General features: G+C 47.9%; 16 protein-coding genes and 1 pseudogene. 12 read left to right on the forward strand and 5 right to left on the reverse strand.

Features of this window, described 5'->3' with window-relative positions; all coding sequences use genetic code 11:
• The first annotated feature begins 47 nt into the window (after window positions 1–47).
• From ACQ4MX_RS19705 to ACQ4MX_RS19725, 5 genes are all read left to right on the forward strand, one after another.
• Window positions 48–1172: an NADH:flavin oxidoreductase gene (locus tag ACQ4MX_RS19705; RefSeq protein WP_431086854.1), complete on the forward strand. Its 1125-nt coding sequence runs from the start codon at window positions 48–50 to the stop codon at window positions 1170–1172.
• A 160-nt stretch (window positions 1173–1332) separates the two neighbouring features.
• The gene (locus ACQ4MX_RS19710) at window positions 1333–1701 is read left to right on the forward strand and encodes an ArsR/SmtB family transcription factor (RefSeq protein ID WP_014278144.1); all 369 of its coding nucleotides are present in this window, start codon (window positions 1333–1335) and stop codon (window positions 1699–1701) included.
• A gap of 188 nt (window positions 1702–1889) precedes the next feature.
• Window positions 1890–4304, forward strand: a complete 2415-nt coding sequence (locus tag ACQ4MX_RS19715; protein WP_431086857.1) for a heavy metal translocating P-type ATPase — start codon at window positions 1890–1892, stop codon at window positions 4302–4304.
• A 273-nt stretch (window positions 4305–4577) separates the two neighbouring features.
• Entirely contained in the window at window positions 4578–6035 is a 1458-nt protein-coding gene (locus tag ACQ4MX_RS19720; protein ID WP_431086859.1) for a PEP-utilizing protein, read from the forward strand.
• 321 nt (window positions 6036–6356) lie between these two features.
• Window positions 6357–8339 carry a heavy metal translocating P-type ATPase gene (locus ACQ4MX_RS19725; RefSeq protein ID WP_431091369.1) on the forward strand — a complete coding sequence of 661 codons (1983 nt, stop codon included), beginning with the start codon at window positions 6357–6359 and terminating at the stop codon, window positions 8337–8339.
• A 256-nt stretch (window positions 8340–8595) separates the two neighbouring features.
• Here ACQ4MX_RS19725 and ACQ4MX_RS19730 read toward each other — a convergent pair whose 3' ends face one another.
• Window positions 8596–9717, reverse strand: a complete 1122-nt coding sequence (locus tag ACQ4MX_RS19730) for an NADH-dependent flavin oxidoreductase (RefSeq protein WP_431086861.1) — start codon at window positions 9715–9717, stop codon at window positions 8596–8598.
• 171 nt (window positions 9718–9888) lie between these two features.
• Here ACQ4MX_RS19730 and ACQ4MX_RS19735 point away from each other — a divergent pair, with 171 nt between their 5' ends.
• Window positions 9889–10311 (forward strand): MerR family transcriptional regulator, encoded by a 423-nt coding sequence (locus ACQ4MX_RS19735; RefSeq protein WP_431086863.1) that lies wholly within the window; start codon window positions 9889–9891, stop codon window positions 10309–10311.
• A gap of 79 nt (window positions 10312–10390) precedes the next feature.
• A complete protein-coding gene (locus tag ACQ4MX_RS19740; RefSeq protein ID WP_431091370.1) occupies window positions 10391–10600 on the forward strand; it encodes a pentapeptide repeat-containing protein in 210 nt (69 codons plus the stop codon).
• Here ACQ4MX_RS19740 and ACQ4MX_RS19745 read toward each other — a convergent pair.
• From ACQ4MX_RS19745 to ACQ4MX_RS19755, 3 genes and pseudogenes are all read right to left on the reverse strand, one after another.
• Window positions 10594–10788: pseudogene (locus tag ACQ4MX_RS19745) on the reverse strand (winged helix-turn-helix domain-containing protein); the annotation flags it as partial. The gene ACQ4MX_RS19740 and the pseudogene ACQ4MX_RS19745 overlap by 7 nt on opposite strands.
• Before the next feature lie 393 nt (window positions 10789–11181).
• Entirely contained in the window at window positions 11182–12705 is a 1524-nt protein-coding gene (locus ACQ4MX_RS19750) for a DHA2 family efflux MFS transporter permease subunit (RefSeq protein WP_431086866.1), read from the reverse strand.
• Window positions 12706–12714: 9 nt separating this feature from the next.
• Entirely contained in the window at window positions 12715–13350 is a 636-nt protein-coding gene (locus ACQ4MX_RS19755; RefSeq protein ID WP_431086868.1) for an HlyD family efflux transporter periplasmic adaptor subunit, read from the reverse strand.
• Window positions 13351–13482: 132 nt separating this feature from the next.
• Between ACQ4MX_RS19755 and ACQ4MX_RS19760 the strand changes: the two genes are divergently transcribed.
• Both ACQ4MX_RS19760 and ACQ4MX_RS19765 read left to right on the forward strand, forming a co-directional pair.
• A complete protein-coding gene (locus tag ACQ4MX_RS19760) occupies window positions 13483–14037 on the forward strand; it encodes an NAD(P)H-dependent oxidoreductase (protein ID WP_431086870.1) in 555 nt (184 codons plus the stop codon).
• A 10-nt stretch (window positions 14038–14047) separates the two neighbouring features.
• Window positions 14048–14497 carry a hypothetical protein gene (locus ACQ4MX_RS19765; RefSeq protein WP_431086873.1) on the forward strand — a complete coding sequence of 150 codons (450 nt, stop codon included), beginning with the start codon at window positions 14048–14050 and terminating at the stop codon, window positions 14495–14497.
• Between the two features lie 77 nt (window positions 14498–14574).
• Here ACQ4MX_RS19765 and ACQ4MX_RS19770 read toward each other — a convergent pair whose 3' ends face one another.
• Complete coding sequence (locus tag ACQ4MX_RS19770; RefSeq protein WP_431086874.1) at window positions 14575–15306, reverse strand: ZIP family metal transporter; 732 nt, start codon at window positions 15304–15306, stop codon at window positions 14575–14577.
• A 281-nt stretch (window positions 15307–15587) separates the two neighbouring features.
• Between ACQ4MX_RS19770 and trxB the strand changes: the two genes are divergently transcribed.
• The 3 genes from trxB (at window position 15588) to ACQ4MX_RS19785 (ending at window position 19128) form a co-directional block, all read left to right on the forward strand.
• Complete coding sequence (gene trxB, locus ACQ4MX_RS19775; RefSeq protein WP_431086876.1) at window positions 15588–16529, forward strand: thioredoxin-disulfide reductase; 942 nt, start codon at window positions 15588–15590, stop codon at window positions 16527–16529.
• Between the two features lie 61 nt (window positions 16530–16590).
• Window positions 16591–16821, forward strand: a complete 231-nt coding sequence (locus tag ACQ4MX_RS19780; protein ID WP_431086878.1) for a glutaredoxin family protein — start codon at window positions 16591–16593, stop codon at window positions 16819–16821.
• A 423-nt stretch (window positions 16822–17244) separates the two neighbouring features.
• The gene (locus ACQ4MX_RS19785; RefSeq protein WP_431086881.1) at window positions 17245–19128 is read left to right on the forward strand and encodes a beta-glucoside-specific PTS transporter subunit IIABC; all 1884 of its coding nucleotides are present in this window, start codon (window positions 17245–17247) and stop codon (window positions 19126–19128) included.
• Window positions 19129–19155 lie beyond the last annotated feature (27 nt).

Consider the following 19155-nt stretch of genomic DNA (forward strand, 5'->3'; position numbering starts at 1 on the left):
CAGTAGAGTGAAAACGATAATACTAGTGGAGAGCGGAGGAAAAAGTAATGAACACAGAATTACTGTTTAAACCTTTTAAGGCAGGTAATTTATCTCTTCCCAATCGGATTGTTATGGCGCCTATGACACGGAATTTTTCTCCTCAAGGTATTCCAGGGTCTGATGTAGCCGCGTATTATCGTCGCCGTGCGGAAAATGCAGTTGGATTGATTATTACGGAGGGCACTGCTATTAATCATCCTGCAGCTGTGGAGCACACAAGCATTCCTAATTTTTATGGTGAGGGATTAAAGGGATGGGCCAAGGTAGTCGAGGAGGTTCATGCGGTAGGTGGCAAGATTATACCGCAGCTCTGGCATGTGGGTACGGCCCGTAAAATAGGTGCGGATAATCAACCGAATCCCGAGGCGTTGCCTGTCGGTCCATCCGGTATCTCTCCTGCTGGTGAAAAGGTAGTTGAGCCGTTGAAGGAGGCCGAGATTACCAGTATTATCGAAGCCTATGCCCAGGCAGCAGCCGATGCTCAGCGGGTAGGTTTCGATGGCATTGAGCTTCATGGTGCCCACGGCTATTTAATTGATCAGTTTTTCTGGGACAAAACCAACAAGCGTACCGATCAATACGGAGGCAATTTGGCCCAGCGTACTCGGTTTGCAGTGGAGGTCATTGAGGCTTGTCGTCGTGCAGTGGGGCCGAATTTCCCAATTGTATTGCGATTCTCCCAGTGGAAGATGTACCATTATGAAGAAAAACTGGCACAGACACCACAGGAACTGGAACAGTTTCTGGCTCCATTAGTGAAGGCCGGGGTAGATGTATTCCATTGCTCAAGCCGCCGTTTTTGGGAACCGGAATTTGAAGGGTCAGATCTAAACCTAGCAGCTTGGACCAAAAAGATTACAGGCAAGCCAGTTATTACTGTGGGCTCGATTGGTTTGGAAAAGGCCTTTTTGAGTGATTTGGAAAAAAATAATAGTCGTCAAACCGATCAATCCAGTAGTGTAGAGGCAAGATTAGAACAACTCGTGGGGCAAGTAGAACGAGAGGAAGCTGATCTGGTTGCGGTTGGACGTGCTTTGCTGGTTGATCCGGCGTTTGCGGTAAAGTTACGTGATCAACAGATAGAAGAAATTACCCCTTACAGTGATGAAGCATTAAAAACATTGAATTAAGCTTTATTTAGCGCAACGCTATATAGGGCGGAGTGCGGATAGTCAGGCATTGAGACTTGAAAATTCTCCGTTACAGGGCAAGCTGTAATATAAGCTATTCGTAAATTCTACGAATTTGCTATAATAGGAGCATCAAGTCGAAATACACGGGGTGAAATGGATGAATTCTGAAACGGAAGCTTTGGATTGCGAGCCGGCTTGTCACGGTTCAGACAAAGAAATCGAGCATATAAAATCTTCCCTTGTTGAGGATTCCATCGCATACAAAATGTCGGAGTTGTTCAAAGCCTTGGGTGATCCGACACGGATCAAGCTAATCTACGCTTTGGCTCAGAAGGAGCTGTGTGTACATGATCTGACCCAGGTATTGAATATGGGGCAGTCTGCCGTATCTCACCAGCTTCGTTATTTGCGCAATTTGCGGATTGTCAAACGCCGCAAGGAAGGCAAGACGGTGTTTTATTCGCTGGATGATAATCATGTGGAACAGATATTTTTACAAACCCACCAGCACATTTCACATCAATGATTTTTGGATCAAAAAACAGCAGAGCGCCAGCGCATGGCGCTCTTTTGGTGTTTGTCTGGGGAATCGGAGCTTTTTTTGGCGAAAAGAGGCTATTGTCATTGACTTTTGACCCTGATCCTGAATATAATGGCCTTAATAAATAATATATGAACAGTTGCTCATATATAGTTAATTGGAGGCCAATGATTATGGATGCTCTGAAAAGAACGGAACGGCACGAATGGATTTTGGAAGGCTTGGATTGCGCCAACTGTGCTCTGAAGATTGAAAATGGCGTTAGTAAAATAGAAGGTGTACTTGATTGCTCGGTCAATTTTGTGACGAAAACATTGACGATGACAGCAAGCCCGGATCAAAAAGAGGAGATTCTTCGTCAAACGGAACAGAAGGTTCACAGACTGGAGCCTCACGTCCGTATGATCGCAAAAAGCGCACGTGGACGCTCGAGTGAGAGCCATCGCAGTGTGGCGGGTGCCGCACAGGCAGGCAGTTCAGGGGAGCGCCCCCATAGTCATGAGCATGGTGAAGGACATACGCATGAGAACGGCCAACAACATGGAGTTCACAGCCACACAGGTCATACTCATAGTCATGAAGCACATGCTGAGGAAGTTCATGCCCATGATGGCCACCACCATGGCGAACATGCACATGATCATGGTGATTCCACACATGCTCATTCACATTCGCATGAGGATGACAGCCATGCCGGGCATACACATGACCACGGTACAGACGGTATGCGCCGGATGATTGCACGCTTGGCTATCGGTGCAGTCGTTGCGGCAGTTGCCTGGTGGTTGCCTGTAGAGGGCCTAGGCAAGCTGGCACTGTTTATACTGGCATATATCATTGTCGGCGGAGATGTAGTCTTGCAGGCTGTTCGCAGTCTGGTGAGGGGAATGGCTTTTGACGAGTATTTCCTGATGACGGTGGCAACGGTTGGCGCATTTGCAATTGGGCAATATCCGGAAGGCGTAGCCGTCATGTTCTTTTATCAAATCGGTGAGCTATTCCAGGGGATTGCGGTCAATCGTTCGCGCAAATCCATCAGCGACCTTATGGATATTCGACCGGACTATGCCAACCTGAAGACAGCTAATTCCGTAAGTCGTGTGTCACCCGAGGATGTGCGCGTAGGTGATCTGATTGTAATCAAGCCGGGCGAGAAGATTCCGCTGGATGGTAAAGTTGTAGACGGAAAATCGCATGTGGATACCTCGGCGTTGACGGGTGAATCCGTGCCTCGTACCGTGGAGCCGGGAAGCAGTGTGATGAGCGGATTTATAAATACAAACGGACTTTTAACTGTAGAGGTTAGCAAGGAATTCAGCGAATCGGCGGTCTCCAAAATTTTGGAGCTGGTGCAAAATGCGAGTGCCAAAAAAGCGCCGACTGAAAAGTTTATCACCAAGTTTTCCAGATACTATACTCCTGTTGTGGTTATCGTTGCGTTGCTGCTGGCAGTCGTTCCACCGCTCTTCGTACCGGGGGCACTGTTTGCAGATTGGGTATATCGTGCACTTGTTTTCCTCGTCATTTCTTGTCCATGTGCGCTGGTCGTATCCATTCCGTTGGGCTTCTTTGGCGGAATCGGGGCAGCCTCTCGTTCAGGTGTGCTGATTAAAGGCGGGAACTATCTTGAAGCACTGAACCATGTGAAATATGCTGTTTTTGATAAAACAGGTACACTCACCAAAGGGGTTTTCCGTGTAACAGGAATTTACCCTGCCGGGGAATTTACGAAGGAAAGTTTGCTGGAAACGGCCGCTTTGGCTGAGCTGCACTCCACACATCCTATTGCGGCGTCCCTGCGTGAATCCTATGGCAAGGAGCTTCAAGCCGAGCGGGTACAGCAATATAGCGAAATTTCCGGCCATGGAATTCAGGCACACATAGATGGTCGTCTGGTTTTGGCCGGGAATTCAAAGCTAATGGAGCGGGAGCAAGTCGCTTATAACGACGCACAACGTGCAGGAACACTTGATGAGGGAACGGTCGTTCATGTAGCTGTAGACGGAATGTACGCCGGATGCATCCTGATTTCGGATGAGGTCAAAGAGGACGCGGCACGAACGATTGCTTCACTGAAAAAGCTGGGTATAGTGAAAACGATCATGCTGACAGGTGACAACCGGACGGTTGCAGAGGCCGTAGGACGACAGTTGGGTCTGGACGAAGTACGTGCAGAGCTGTTACCCCAGCATAAAGCCGAAGCGATTGAACAGCTGTCTGCAAGTAAAAAAGCGGGCGACAAGATTTTGTTCGTGGGCGACGGGATTAATGATACCCCTGTGCTGGCGCTGGCAGATGTAGGTGTAGCGATGGGCGGTTTGGGTTCAGATGCCGCGATTGAGGCGGCGGATATCGTGATCATGAACGACGAGCCTTCGAGACTGGTTACAGCGATTCATATCGCCAAGCATACGCGTCGCATCGTGTGGCAGAATATTATATTTGCGCTCGGTGTCAAAGTCGTGTTTCTCACGTTGGGTGCCTTCGGTATTGCTACCATGTGGGAGGCTGTATTTTCCGATGTGGGCGTAACACTGCTTGCCGTACTAAATGTTATGCGTGTACTGAAAGTACGTTCTTTCGAATAAAAAAATCAGTGCCCTCGGGTTATCATCGGATGTATTCATCCTGTGAGATCCGGGGGTTTTTTGCGCTAAATGCTGCGGTTTAATCTATGTTTTCCGGTCGTTCTACAGATATGTATAAATGTGGGGTGCGCCTAATACGTTAAGGTAGGGACCTTACGTGTAAGTCTCATTTGAATTCTGTTTGCCGTCTAATAAGTAAGCGTTCTCTTTTAGGTGGGATACTCGAATTCGTGTGTGCCAACTTGCTGACGGAAGAAAGGATGGATTTGTAGCATGGAGGCTAAACTGATGCATGTATTCGCAGAACTGTTGAGTGAAAAAAACAGCCGGAATTGCGAAGACCCCGAGTCGGGGAGTGAGGCTGCTGCTGCACAGAGACTGGCTATCGAGTCGGTGCTCGCAGGGTGCAGTGAAGGATCTGCCTCTCAGGAGGAAGACCCGCTGGGCTGGCTGGTCGGATTAGCCGAACAGGGCATAATCAGTCAAGAGGAGGCGTTGCTGGCTGCGGATTCCGAGCTAATTGGGGAAACGCTGCTGAATAAGGGCAACGATGACAGGGAAGCGATGATCAGACTGCTGGAATGGAGCGATGAATACAGGCGTTTATTTATACGTATCTATGCCGATGACCCTGCCCATGTGAATTATACAAGCAAGGAGTCAGCGATAGGAGTAAGTATGGGCAACCTTGATGGCTATAGTCTTCTGCACGGCCCTTTGTCGCAGTCGTCCAGCCGTGTGGCTGAATTATGCCGTGCCTATCTGGACGCGGCGGAGTCCGGGCATACGATTCATGGTCCTGACGGGGAGCAAGCCCCCCTCCTTATTCCAGGCTCCCGTGCATCAGACACGTACAAAGCCTTTAATCAGGCATCTGGCTTGCCCGGATTGTGTGAGCATCTATCCCGGCGAATTATTGGGCTACTGGAAACAGAGTATGAAGGGTTGTTCGAGTCTCTGAACGGATTGCCACTCACGATCGCCCTGATTGAACAGAACAACGCGGTGGGCATTGGAAGCTTGCAAGATATGCAGTTGGAGGCGTTGCTGCGTGCAGCGTTGCGAAGTGTGCAGCAGGGGGGAGAACCGCAGCTGGAGATTATGGTACGCAATCCGGCTGACGTGAACCAATTTCGGGCCACACGGGACTGGATCGACGGCGTTGCGGAGCAAACCTTATGCGGCCGCCTGCGGTGCATTCCATATCGGGTAGGTGTGCTTTTGACGGTCGATGCGTCCTCGAAGCTCAATGTCAGCCTAACATGGAACGGGGAGGCCAAACCGTCTCATGAGTCTGCCAGTGCCAATCTCATGCCGGAAGTGAAAGCGCAACAGATCAAGCAGGCGGCTCAAGCCGCAGATATGGCACGTTTTGCCGATGCGGTGATTTTGGAAATCGCACCGATTCCATCATATAATGGCGAGGGAGAGCATCGATTAAACCAACCCGTTGCTGATGGTTCTGAGAACGCCAGTGATACGATACAATGCATAATGCACGCCATTCGGGGCGTGAAATCCGAACTGCCCGTATGGGTGGCGTTAGATGCTATTCACGATTCGCTGGATGAAGCTGCAATCTGGGGAAGCGGGCTAACGGGCGTGATTTGCCCTGAAAAAGCAGCTCCCGTTGCACGCCTTGTGGCTGCACGTTTCGGGCTGCTGCAACATGTAGAGCAGCAACAAGGCTTTGTTGCTCTACAAAACCCCGCGCAGCGGTTTCCGCTGTAGACCAATCCCGAAGGTAACACGCAATTCATATGACAGCATGCTTCGAAAAATATAGGATATCTGCGCTGCTTGCGCGGGTATCTTTTTTTATTTGGGGTGAATGACGGTTTACAACCTGAAAAGAAAAGGGTTATAATAAAACAAAAGTTTCACTAAACCAAAATAATTGTACAAATGCAAAAATGATTATCATTCTCATTTCCAAACATGCTGCTTCGGGCTTCCCGAAGCAGCATGTGCTATTTTAAGGCACTTAACAATGGATATCATTCTCAATGAGATGCAGTACAACAGATAAAAAATGGAAAGGAACGTGACATGATGCAAGCAGTTCAACAACTTCAAAAGACATTGTCTACCTCTAATCAGATACTTTCAAAAAACAGTGGCAGCGGACGGCCAGGCCCGAATCGCAAACCGCAATTCCAACTCAAAAACATGCTGAAAAACAAGGAGATGCAAGCCGCCCTGGGCAGTGGAATGCTTATGCTGATGGCATGGGGCGTCTCACATTGGTCGCAATGGCTGGCGGTCATGCTGTATGTGGTTTCCTACGCCCTAGGTGGCTGGTCCAAAGCCAGAGAAGGAATTGAGACGCTGATTCGTGAACGTGATCTGGATGTCAATTTGCTTATGATCGCAGCGTCATTGGGGGCAGCGGCTATTGGCTACTGGAATGAAGGAGCAATGTTGATCTTCATTTTTGCACTCAGCGGTGCGCTGGAGAGCTATACCACCGAGCGCAGCAGCAAGGATATTTCCGAGCTGATGGCGTTGAAGCCAGAAACGGCTTTACGTCTGTCCCCCGAGGGGACGGAGATGGTCGGCATTGAGCAACTGCTACCGGGTGATCTGCTGCTGGTGAAGCCGGGCGAACTGATTCCGGCGGATGGCCGGATTTCCAAGGGCGTTTCGGCGGTGAATCAGGCATCAATTACGGGGGAGTCCATTCCGGTGAACAAAGCGGCGGGTGACGAGGTATATGCGGGCACCATTAACGGCGAAGGCGTCCTGTATGTGGAGGTAAGCCAATCCTCCGAAGGCACTTTATTTTCAAAAATCATCCGTATGGTGGAGGAAGCACAGACAGAGGTCCCCGATTCCCAACGGTTTATCAAAAGGTTCGAGTCGATTTACGCCCGAATTGTGGTTGCTGTCACGCTGATCGTTATTGCAGGTGCGCCAATGGTATTGGGCTGGACGTGGGCAGCGGCGTTTTACAAGGCAATGGTATTTCTCGTTGTGGCCTCACCCTGCGCACTCGTGTCGTCCATTATGCCAGTAATGCTGTCGGCTATTTCCAACCGTGCCCGTCGGGGCATCCTGTTCAAAGGTGGTGCGCATGTGGAAAATATGGCGCTGACATCTGTCGTCGCCTTTGACAAAACAGGTACGCTGACCATCGGTTCACCTGTTGTTACGGATTGGATTATCGCCACAGGCTACGATGCTGATGAGCTGTTACATATTGTCGCGGCAGTAGAAAGCTACTCCATGCATCCGTTGGCACGAGCGATTGTAGCCAAAGCCCAAGCCGAATTGGGGCAGCGTGAGCTCCCCACAGTGGAGCAAGTGCAATCCCTGACCGGATGGGGAATGGAGGGTATGGTAGACGGGGTGAGGTGGAAAATCGGGCGCACGGATGTGCTGGATCACACTAGTCCGCTGGCAGAGCCGGAATGGGTGGAAACACGAGCTCGACTAGAAGCCGAGGGCAAAACTGTATCCATTATCCTCGCCGATGACCGGATTGCCGGGATGCTGGCACTGCGCGACGAGCTGCGGCCACAGGCGCAGGAGGCGGTGAGACGCCTGCAAGCGCAGGGCATCCGGGTCGTCATGCTGACCGGAGACCGCCCGGAAACCGCCGCTGTGATCGCCGCGCAGGCCGGAGTCGATGCGGTATTTGCTGGTCTGATGCCGGAGGACAAAGTCAGTCATATTCGCATGCTTCGGGAGCAGTATGGGCATGTCGTCATGGTCGGCGACGGTGTGAACGATGCTCCGGCACTGGCTGCCGCAACGGTCGGACTGGGCATGGGTATGCATGGCAGTGGAGCCGCACTGGAGGTCGCGGATGTGGTGCTGATGAACGACGGGATCGAAGAGATTGCTCCGACAGTAGCGCTGGCACGAAAGGCACAGCGCGTGGTCAAGCAAAATATGATCTTCGCCGTCAGCGTCATTTTATTGCTCGTCATTAGCAACTTTGTGCAAGATATAGCTCTGCCATTTGGCGTCATCGGGCATGAGGGCAGCACGTTACTTGTGATCTTGAACGCTTTGCGCTTGCTGCGATCATAAAGCAAATAAGATCATGATCCTAAGATGATAAACGAAAAGGAGCATTCACATCCCTTAAAGGACAGGGGGTGGATGCTCCTTTTTTGCGTGCCAGCCTATTGTGAAAAGAAAATAAAGTATTAGACTGAGAATTATCAAGACCTTGGTTGAAAAAAACTTATTAAAATAAAAGGATCTACATATCAGCAAAAGAAACCCGAAGTCTCATAAAAGACTTGGGTTTCTCGTCAATCTGAGTAGCCTTTAGGACTACTCTTTATTTACTAATATTAAACCAACCTGGCATTGCTTGAAATACATTCCAAAGTTTTTCTGGAATATTAAGCTGGTCGAGTTTCGAAACGTTCAATTCAGAATCTACCTCGGCTTCACGTCCATTTGCGACCTTTTCAACCCAATTAGGATCCATAATTAACGCATGCCCAATGGCGACTAGCGGCAATCCTAATTCCACAGCTTTAAGAGCATCATCCGGTGTTATTATGGAACCAGCAGCCATCACAGGTACCTTACCGTTTGCTCTTTCAAGAATTAATTCAAGCCGTGTTTTTTCATCTTGACTATCTACTGGCTTTGAAGACACATTATCTAATGAAGCATGTATATAATCTAAATCCTGTTCAACAAGGAAATCAATTAATTCATACGTGTCTTTCATACGTAATCCGTCCACTTTGGAGGATTCTTCAGGGGAAAATCGGAATCCTAAAATGAATGGTTTTGTAGCATGTTTTTCAATGACATTTTTGATTTCTTCAATAATTGCCAGCGGAAAACGCAAGCGATTTTCAAGTGATCCTCCCCATTGGTCCGTCCGTTGATTTGTCGCTGGCGACCAAAAATTCTGAATTAAAAATCCATGAGCCCCATGAATTTCGACGCCATCAAATCCGGCTTCAATTGCTCGTCTTGTTGTGTCTCCAAAAGCACGTATAATCGACAAGATCTCCTCATGTGATAGTTCTCTTGTTTCTGAAGTTGAACCTAAATTAGTAACTTCGGGTTGCAATGCACTCGCACTAACTGCATCCAATCCAGGCACGGCTTTATTGCCAGCATGGAAAATCTGTAGGAGCGCAGGAGCGCCTCCACTTTTCGCTGCCTCAGCTAATTTTCGTAAACTTGGAGTAAATTCATCATTGTACCCAGCGAATTCATTCGTAAAACCCTGCCCATTAGGTGTAACATGAGTACACCCTGTAATGACGAGTCCTACTCCATTCACTCTTTGTTTGTAATACTTTACTTCGTCATCCGAAATGGTAAGATCGTCATTACTTGACCAGGTTGTCATAGGTGCCATAACGATACTATTCTTAATTGTTATTCCATTTCTGAATGTGAAGGATTCAAATAACCTACTGTACTTCTGATTCATTTCATTAACCTCGCTCTCGTATTTTCTTTTCTATTTCAGTTTAATTGGTTGTCGTTACGGCAAGTCAAGTATTTATTTTTATATGATTAAATATAGATTTGTTGCGTTGTCATTCTCTTTATGATATATCTTTAGTTACAGTAACTGTAACTAAAGGAGGGGGACAAGTAGATGTTGTATTCAATGACATATGTAGTGGGGAATTTAAATGTATCTGCAAAGACGCTTCGATTTTATGAAGAGCAAGGGATATTACCAAATATATCTCGTGACGAAAAAGGCCGTAGAGTTTATAGCGAACAACAAATAGATTGGATTTCTTTTATTCGTTGCCTCAAAGAGACAGGCATGCCGCTTTCAAAAATAAAGGATTACAAGGAACTTTATGAATTGGGAAATAATACCTTTTTGCAAAGAGAAGAAATGTTGATGCAGCATAAATTGGAAGTGCAGAAGAAAATTGACGAAAGTTTTAAACACTTAGAAGAAATAAACTATAAAATAGCCATGTATGGACTTCAGAAAGAAGAGGTTATGAAAAACCCTAACTATAACTTTAAATGTCACGGCCTGGAGATTAAGACGGTGAATTAATGTAATGTACTTACGCTAACGGAGAACGTTAGTTAAAATATTATAGCGGCAACTTAAGACTATATTTTCTAGTCTAAATGTGCCGCTGCGTCTCTGTGAACACGTCAAAAATCAGTTAGGTCTTACTTTTGAGGAGTGTCTATTCTCCATTGACTTTTCAGGCTCTAAATTTGAAGCCACGAGATTTATTAATTCGAATTTGAAGACATGCATTTTTACTAATTGTATTCTCAATAATGCGATATTCGCTGGTAACTCTTTAGATGATACAAATTTCTCAGTCAGGTGATGCAAAACTGCTGGACGGGATAAGTTGGTTCGTTCTGTAATTTCCCCAACCCTCATACCAGGCGTTCCCGCACTCTGCATTAAAGTTATAATAATCGCTTGCCTGGTTTCGTCACCAATAGCGTTTAGCATCTTCTGATTATCTTTGAACGCATGTAACAGATTAACGCTGCTGTTCAGATCAATCATAACCATCCTCCCTTTAGTTAAATGGTTTAAGCTGTTGAGTGATTATAGAGTAGCATGCGTATAACCGTAAGGCTACATCGGGAAAGAAGATCGAGATGGTTACGACAGTACGGATCTGCATTTCTAAAAGTCTTACTGAATTATCAGATTGACTTTAAAGACATTACATTCTTAGTGAGCCCTGTAACGGATAAGACTGGAACTACCAAGGTTGGACAATACTTTGCACATCATATACTGAAATGGGTTGACCCTTGAGCTAACGGGAGACGCTAGTTAAATGATAACAGCGGCAGTCTAAGACTTTATTTATCAAGTCTTGGTCCGCCGCTGCTTCGTTTAATGGATCAGTCTAATACTTTATTTTCACCGAACACCTATCGTGTTGCAGGATTATCTCCGTCGAGGTATAGACCGCCGCAAGAACAGGGAGAACAGCAGTCCCGCCAGTGCGATTCCGGTAGCAATGATAAAGGCATCGTTAATGCCGTGGATCGTCGATTCTGTGACGGCACTTCGATATACCTGCTGTAACGCAAGCGCCGAGCCAGTTTCCGTCGAAACCCCCGCCGTTTGCGCGAGGGTTTGCCCCAGCTCAGCTACGCCTTCATTTAAAGGTATATTGGCGGTGGTAGCCACATTCGCATAGTCCGCCAAATGAACCGTAGCCCGGCTGCTCATCACAGTAATGAGCCATGCGGTGCCGATCGACCCGGCGATTTGCCGTACCGTATTGGACATGGCTGTACCGTGGCTGCCGAGATGGGGAGGTAGCTGGTTCAGCCCCTCCGTCTGTACGGACATCATTAACAGCGACATCCCGAAGCTGCGAATCGTGTAGATGAGCATAATGTGTCCGTAGGTGGTGGCATCCGTCAGCAGACTGAATTCCCACGTCGTGATCGCCGTAATAATCAACCCAATAATTGCCAGTGGCCTCGCACCAATACGGTCGAAAATGGCTCCCGATATCGGTGACATGACACCCATCAGCAGTGCGCCCGGCAACAGCAGCAAACCAGATTGCAGCGGTGTAAAGCCGCGTATATTTTGCAGATAGATCGGTAACAGCAGCATCCCGCCGAACATCGTCATATTGACGGTAGCGCCTACCAATGTGGATACCGTAAAAATATCATACTTAAACACACGGAATTCCAGCATGGGCTGCCTCATATTCAGCTCGCGTACGACAAACAATACAATAAACACGAGCCCGGCAGCGAGTGTGAGTACTACTGTATTGCTGCTCCAGCCCTTGTCTCCAGCGGAACTGAAGCCATACAGCAGGAAGCCAAAGCCAAGGGTTGAAAAGATCGTTCCCATCAGGTCAAAATGCGGATACGTCAGCTTGGACACATTTTTGAGCCAGCGTACCGCAAACAGGATATCAATGATTGCCAGCGGAATGACCAGTAAAAATAGCAGTCGCCAGCTGTAATGCTCCACGATCCAGCCGGATAAAGTGGGTCCTATCGCTGGGGCAAACATCATCGCGATGCCCATCGTTCCCATGGCTGCTCCCCGTTTTTCCGGGGGGAATACAGTCAGGAACACATTCATAACCACTGGCATGATAATCCCTGCTCCGCTAGCCTGAATGATGCGTCCGACCAGCATAGGCGCAAAGCCGGTACTGACGGCGCAGACGACAGATCCGGCGGTGAACAGCCCCATCGCGGAAATAAACAGCGCACGTGTCCCGAATGACTCAATCAGGAAGGCGGTAATCGGAATCAAAATCCCGTTGGTCAGCATATAACCGGTGGATAGCCACTGAATGGTAGTTGCGGATACATTGAAGTCATTCATCAAATGTGGAATCGCCACATTCAGCAGGGTTTGATTCAAAATAGAAATGAAGGCGCCTAGCAGCAGTACGGACAGGATTCGTCCGATGGACATTTTTTGTTCCATGACAGCCTCCTACTTGTGTACTCTGATGCTTGCACTCATGCCCGGAATAATGCCCAGTCCTTTGTAGCCTTGAATGGAAATGTTAACAGGCACGACCTGCGTCACCTTGGTATAGTTGGCAGTGGTGTTGGAGGTAGGGAGCAGCGAAAAGATGGAGGCAGTCGCCAGACCGATCTTTTCGATTTTGCCGCTCAGGGACGTGTCGGGGTATGCATCAATATATACATCCACCGTCTGTCCCACTTGTAGATCCTGCACAGCCGTTTCGTCTATATTGGCGGTAATCCATAAATTGTTCAGATCAAAAGCTTTGGCCAAAGGCGTGCCCGCCCCCACAATCGAGTTGTTGACTGCGGATTGCTGCACAATGGTGCCATCGGTTGGAATTGTAATGCTAACCCGGCTTCCGCCCCCCTCTACACTGCCAAGTGTGCTTCCAGCCGTGTAGGTTTTGCCGACTTCAGCGTTCCAGCCTGTAAGCTTGCCCGCGCTTGGAGAGGCAATGGTGACTGCTTGTCCGCTCACTTGGGCATTGTCGGTTTTTATGTAGTTAGCGGATTGATTGTAGTAGTAGGCGGCGGCTCCGCCCCCTGCCAGAATAATGATAATAACCAGCAGGTTGACCAATATGGCGCGTGAATTCATGTATACATGCCTCCCTAGTTCTTGGATTTTCAAAGTATGCGCCGAAAGTTTCACAATATTCAGACGGATTTTGGGGAAGGATAAGAGCGCATGTGAAAAGGATGATTTTGCTGACAAAGGATGATGCGCATAATGACGACCAGAATCATGATTGTATATGACAGTGAAAATGGCCATACGGAGCGTCTTGCCCGTTCAATTGCAGAAGGCGCACGCCATGAGCACACGGAAGTATTGCTGAAGCATGTTGATGAAGCCGATGTGAATGAACTGGTGAACGCGGACGCGATCATTTGGGGATGCCCGGGTCATTTTGGGACGATCAGCAGTGGCTTGAAAAGCTGGATTGATAAGCTCGGGTATCTGTGGGCGCAGGGCAAGCTGGTAGATAAAATCGGCGCGGTGTTTTGCACGACAGCTACCGTTCATGGCGGCTTGGAATCCACACTGCTGAATTTGATTACTCCGATGCTGCATCAAGGCATGATTATCGTAGGGCTGCCCGCCAATATTGCGGAAAATGCGCTTTACGGCTCCTATTACGGCGTAGGGGTGACGTGTCCGGTGGAGACAGACCCGAACGGTCCGGCAAATTTCCCAACGGGTGATGACCTTGCACTTGGTCGGTCTTTGGGCCAACGGGTCGCTGAGACGGCGGGACGGTACCGTAACGCTGGCAGAGAATAGGAGGCCGCTCATGACTATTGCTTTTATCGTAGTAGCTGCGGTTGCTTTTATCTTTTTGCTGGTATTCAACACGAAAATGGCGCGTAAACCCTCTCCCAAAGCGGTCAGCCCGTCCGATGAGGATTCACGGCAAAGAAGCAAACGTCCTTATCCGGTGGAAGTGGAGCCTGAGGCACGGGAGCTGCCTGATCCTGTGCGAGAGACACGGCATAAGGCTGCGGAGGCGGGGATTCATCACGAGGAGCCTGAGGTAGATACGAATACCAAGCCGCTGAGAGATAGCATACACACCAGAGATTCCTACGGGGATCAGGACTATCGGGCGGCTTTGCGTGGATTTGCCGGAAAGGGCGAAGAAAAGGAAGAACCGCATAAAAATAATCATGGAGAACGTGAGACGCACAAAAGCGAGGACGAGCAATATCGTGAAGCGCTGCGCTCCATGAACCGAAAAAAATGAAGTGCGAACGAGACATGCCTAAAGGCTGCTCTTCTGTCTGGACTACAGGCAGAGGGCAGCCTTTTTGTGATACACAGCTATAGCCATTCGGTTAGACCAATCATCGTAATCAGACCAAGGATAAAAGAGAAGGTTGCGATACGCTGGTTGCCGTCCCCGTGGCTTTCGGGAATTAGCTCCTTATAGACGATAAACATCATCGCTCCTGCAGCGAAAGCAAGACCGTAAGGAACCAGTCCATGAACCCAACTGCTCAAATAAAATCCAATCAGACTTGTAATAATTTCAACGGCCCCGGTGAGGGTGGCAATGCCGAGTGCCTTGAAGCGACCAATGTTTTGATTCACGAGGAATAGCGCGACGATAAAGCCTTCCGGGGCGTTTTGCAGGCCGATGGAAAAGGCAATGAGATTGCCAAGATTTTGAGTTTCGCTCGCATAGCTGACTCCAACGGAAAGTCCCTCGGGCAAATTATGTAGTGTAATAGCCGCGATAATGAGAAAAGATTTGGACTCCAGATGAAAGGTTTTGGAATCCGGGTCCTCCAGATCGGCATGTGGAATATACATTTCCATCACCAGCAGCACAAGACAGCCGAGTAAAATTCCCGCAGACAGCACGAACCAGTTGGAATGATGGATGGCCTCGGGAATGAGGTTGTACACAGATGCAGAAGTCATGATCCCCGCGGCATAAGCCAACAGTACATCACGAAGACGGTGCGTAATTTTACGCATAAACAGTATGGGCACGGCACCGAGCCCGGTGGACAGGGCAGAAATAAGGCTGCCTACAAACACGTCGCTCATAATCGGGATAACCCCTCCATACCTGATTAATCTTTAAGGTTCGCTTCATGAAAACTTCATTTGACTGTTTGCAGCTCTTTCCGCATAATGGAATTAGGATTTAGAATCAGTCTAAGTCATAAAAAGACATTAAATATGTGAATCGTTTTTGCAAGATCCGGGTGTCCACATTTTTGAATGAGCGTCTGGCAGAACTACTTTTAGAGTATATGCATTAGCCCATCTCCGGGTACCGAAAACTCGCTATATCATTCTTATCATATTTTAGGAGGAACAAAGATATGTACAAGTCCATTATTATAGGTACCGGCCCTGCCGGTTTGACAGCTGCTATTTATCTGGCACGCGCAAATATGAGTCCACTGGTGATTGAAGGACCACAACCGGGCGGACAATTGACTACAACAACAGAAGTTGAAAACTTCCCTGGCTTTCCTGAAGGAATCATGGGACCCGATCTGATGGATAATATGCGTAAGCAAGCAGAGCGTTTCGGTGCTGAATTCCGCACAGGCTGGGTGAACAAGATCGATACAGCCGCTCGTCCGTTCACGTTGGATGTAGAGGGCTTGGGCGAACTGGTTACAGATACGCTGATCATTTCCACAGGTGCGACTGCGAAATATCTGGGTATTCCGGGTGAGCAGGACAACATTGGACGTGGCGTGAGCACTTGCGCAACATGTGACGGATTCTTTTTCCGTGGCAAAGAAATTGTTGTTATTGGTGGTGGAGACTCGGCGTTGGAGGAAGCCAACTTCCTGACACGTTTTGCCTCCAAAGTAACGCTGGTGCATCGTCGTGAAGAAATGCGCGCCTCCAAAATTATGCAGGACCGCGCTCGTGCGAACACCAAAATCGAATGGGCACTGAATCGTACTCCTGTAGAAGTGATTGCTGACGACAACGGGGTAACTGGCTTGAAGGTATTGAATAATGAAACAGGTAAAGAGGAAATTATTACGGTTAGCGGCGTATTCGTGGCAATTGGTCACCATCCGAACACAGGCTTCCTCGAGGGCCAAATTACAACCGATGCGAACGGTTATATCGTCGTAAATCCTGGTACTTCCGAAACGAACGTACCTGGGGTATTCGCTTGTGGCGACGTACAGGATACACGCTACAGACAAGCGATTACAGCAGCAGGCAGCGGCTGCATGGCCGCTATGGATAGCGAGAAATACATCGAAAGTCTGGAGCACAGCGCACTGGCCCTGTAATATTTCGTACAAGTATGAATATATATATGTTTTATAACAATAATTGATGAGGTGATATTTCATGGAAAAAGCGATTGTATACACATCCACAAACTGCCCGCATTGCCGTCAAGTGAAAAGTTATTTGAATGAGAAAGGTGTAGAGTACGAGGAACGCAACATCGAAACCAATGATGCCTTCGCTCAAGAAGTTTGGGACATGGGCATTCGCGCCGTACCGTTGACCCTAATCGGAGAAGAACGTATTTCCGGCATGAACAAAACCAAGTTTGAAAAAGTATTGAACGCTTAATCAGCTTCACAGCGGATTCACAAATTGTCATATGATTTCAATAAGGCCCTCGTCGCAGGTACAGACTGCGATGGGGGCCTTATTGCTAATTTTAAACGAACAACAAAAATTAAGTTGCAAAGCAGTCGTCGCCCTTTGCCCTGCGGAGCTACGGTTAGGGAGAACATTGTCGAAAAGTGTTGCATCTGTAGATGATCGGTGCTATATTTTAATTGTAAGCGCTTAAAACCCGGGTTGCTTTATGTAAAAGTTCATCACTGTACAATTAACAATCAATCAGTACCTCTTAATTAATTAAATAGTAGATTATCCAATACAGGCGTGTTACTGTTCGGCAGGCAAGACCTAGATTGGGTAGGATATTTTTCCCTACCCTTTTTAGGTCTTTTTTTGTTCCCTATTTTAAGAAGGAAGGTGTAACTCATGAATTACAAAGATATCGCACAAGCCATTTTTAATAAAGTGGGCGGGAACGATAATATTAACAGTGTCATTCATTGCTCTACTCGCTTGAGAATGACGCTTCGTAAGCCGGAATTGGCACAAACAGATGAAATTAAAGGCTTGGACGGGGTTATGGGAGCCGTGAATAGCGGTGGACAATATCAGGTCATCATAGGGAATGATGTAGGCTATGTCTACAATGAGCTGGTCAAATTGCTGGACCCGGATAAATCGCTCTCGGATGAAGCCGAAAAAGTGAAGGCAGACCGAAGCCTTAAGGGATTGTTTAATACCTTTGCGAGCATGATCGCAGGTATTTTCCAGCCCATTATCCCGGCCATTGCCGCTTCCGGGATGCTAAAAGCATTGCTCTTGCTGTGTACAGTAACCGGAATCATGAGCAAGGAAAGCCAAACGTACACGGTTTTAAGTGTGATCGCGGATGCGGCATTTTATTTTCTGCCTATGCTGCTGGCTTTCTCCAGCGCACAGAAATTCAAGACCAATCCATTCGTATCCGTACTCCTTGGGGGCGTGCTGCTTCATCCTAACTTAATTAGTTTGTTAGGTGGTGAGAAGGCAGTCACATTTGCGGGCTTGCCCGTTGCTTCGGTACAGTACGCCACCTCGGTTATTCCCATTATTTTGACTATATGGTTCATGTCCTATATTGAGAAATTTGCTGATAAAATCTCTCCTGGACCTGTGAAAATATTTCTAAAACCATTAATCGTTATTCTGATTGTTGCGCCTGTCGCTCTTATTGCTTTAGGACCGCTGGGGACGTATCTGGGCTTAGGGATGTCAAACGGTGTATTCTGGATTCAGGAAAGAATTGGCTGGCTTACGGTAGTGTTGATGTCTATCGTGATGCCGCTCATCGTCATGTTTGGCATGCACAAAGTATTTTACCCTATTATATTTGCTTCGCTGGCTTCGCCAGGATATGAAACATTGGTACTGATTGCCATGCTGGCTTCCAATATGGCACAGGGCGCTGGTGCGTTTGCCGTCTCGCTGAAAACAAAAGATCCCAAGTTCAAACAAATTGCTTTATCCGCAGGGATTTCAGGGGTATTCGGAATTACGGAGCCTGCCTTGTACGGTGTGCATTTACGCCTGAAAAAAACACTGTTCGCCTGCATGATTGGAGCTGGTGTTGCCGGATTGTTTGCCGGACTTGTGAATCTAAAAGCTTATGCCGCTGTCGGTCCTGGTTTTGCATCCCTGCCGATGTTTATCAGTGAAGATCACTCCAACCTGGTGTATGCGCTCATTACGATGGCCATTTCGATCGTTGTGACGTTTATAGCAGTATATGTGATCGGATTTCAAGATACGGTTACCGAACCGGTTAAAACAGAATCACGTCCCGAGCCTGCTCAAGCACAAGGTAAGAGCATCAAGTCCAAAATCGTTATTTTTGCACCTATGGAGGGCAGCGTTGTTCCCTTGCAGCAGGTACAAGATGAAGCGTTCTCTCAGGAAGCCATGGGCAAAGGGATTGCGATTCAACCAAGTAGCGGAAAAGTGGTTGCACCTTTTGACGGCACGGTAGCCAACGTATTCCGCACCAAGCATTCCATCGGCTTAAAATCGGTTGAAGGCGTAGAACTGCTCATTCATATTGGTTTGGATACCGTTAAGCTGAAGGGCCAGCATTTTACGGTGCATGTGCAAGAAGGTGACGTCATTAAGCATGGACAGCTTCTGATTGAATTCGAGCTTGAAGCCATACAAAAGGCGGGGTACGATACGATAACTCCAATTATTGTGACCAATACGCCGGACTATCTGGAAATCATGAGTCATGAAAGTTCAGAAAAAACAGGGCCGGAGAAGCCGCTGATTACTGTACTTTAACAGTGTGTCTGTTGGGGGAATCAAGCC

This window comes from Paenibacillus sp. 8b26 (assembly GCF_050626875.1).
Classification (GTDB): Bacteria; Bacillota; Bacilli; order Paenibacillales; family Paenibacillaceae; genus Paenibacillus.

Bases quoted from the DNA above. Each gene is read 5' to 3' on its own strand.
- ACQ4MX_RS19730 (WP_431086861.1), bottom strand. From the start codon at position 9,717: ATGAATCAGAAGTACAGTAGGTTATTTGAATCCTTCACATTCAGAAAT.
- ACQ4MX_RS19760 (WP_431086870.1), top strand. From the start codon at position 13,483: ATGACGACCAGAATCATGATTGTATATGACAGTGAAAATGGCCATACG.
- ACQ4MX_RS19735 (WP_431086863.1), top strand. From the start codon at position 9,889: ATGTTGTATTCAATGACATATGTAGTGGGGAATTTAAATGTATCTGCA.
- ACQ4MX_RS19705 (WP_431086854.1), top strand. From the start codon at position 48: ATGAACACAGAATTACTGTTTAAACCTTTTAAGGCAGGTAATTTATCT.
- ACQ4MX_RS19715 (WP_431086857.1), top strand. From the start codon at position 1,890: ATGGATGCTCTGAAAAGAACGGAACGGCACGAATGGATTTTGGAAGGC.
- ACQ4MX_RS19785 (WP_431086881.1), top strand. From the start codon at position 17,245: ATGAATTACAAAGATATCGCACAAGCCATTTTTAATAAAGTGGGCGGG.
- ACQ4MX_RS19780 (WP_431086878.1), top strand. From the start codon at position 16,591: ATGGAAAAAGCGATTGTATACACATCCACAAACTGCCCGCATTGCCGT.
- ACQ4MX_RS19770 (WP_431086874.1), bottom strand. From the start codon at position 15,306: ATGAGCGACGTGTTTGTAGGCAGCCTTATTTCTGCCCTGTCCACCGGG.
- ACQ4MX_RS19750 (WP_431086866.1), bottom strand. From the start codon at position 12,705: ATGGAACAAAAAATGTCCATCGGACGAATCCTGTCCGTACTGCTGCTA.
- trxB (WP_431086876.1), top strand. From the start codon at position 15,588: ATGTACAAGTCCATTATTATAGGTACCGGCCCTGCCGGTTTGACAGCT.
- ACQ4MX_RS19710 (WP_014278144.1), top strand. From the start codon at position 1,333: ATGAATTCTGAAACGGAAGCTTTGGATTGCGAGCCGGCTTGTCACGGT.
- ACQ4MX_RS19765 (WP_431086873.1), top strand. From the start codon at position 14,048: ATGACTATTGCTTTTATCGTAGTAGCTGCGGTTGCTTTTATCTTTTTG.
- ACQ4MX_RS19725 (WP_431091369.1), top strand. From the start codon at position 6,357: ATGCAAGCAGTTCAACAACTTCAAAAGACATTGTCTACCTCTAATCAG.
- ACQ4MX_RS19755 (WP_431086868.1), bottom strand. From the start codon at position 13,350: ATGAATTCACGCGCCATATTGGTCAACCTGCTGGTTATTATCATTATT.
- ACQ4MX_RS19720 (WP_431086859.1), top strand. From the start codon at position 4,578: ATGGAGGCTAAACTGATGCATGTATTCGCAGAACTGTTGAGTGAAAAA.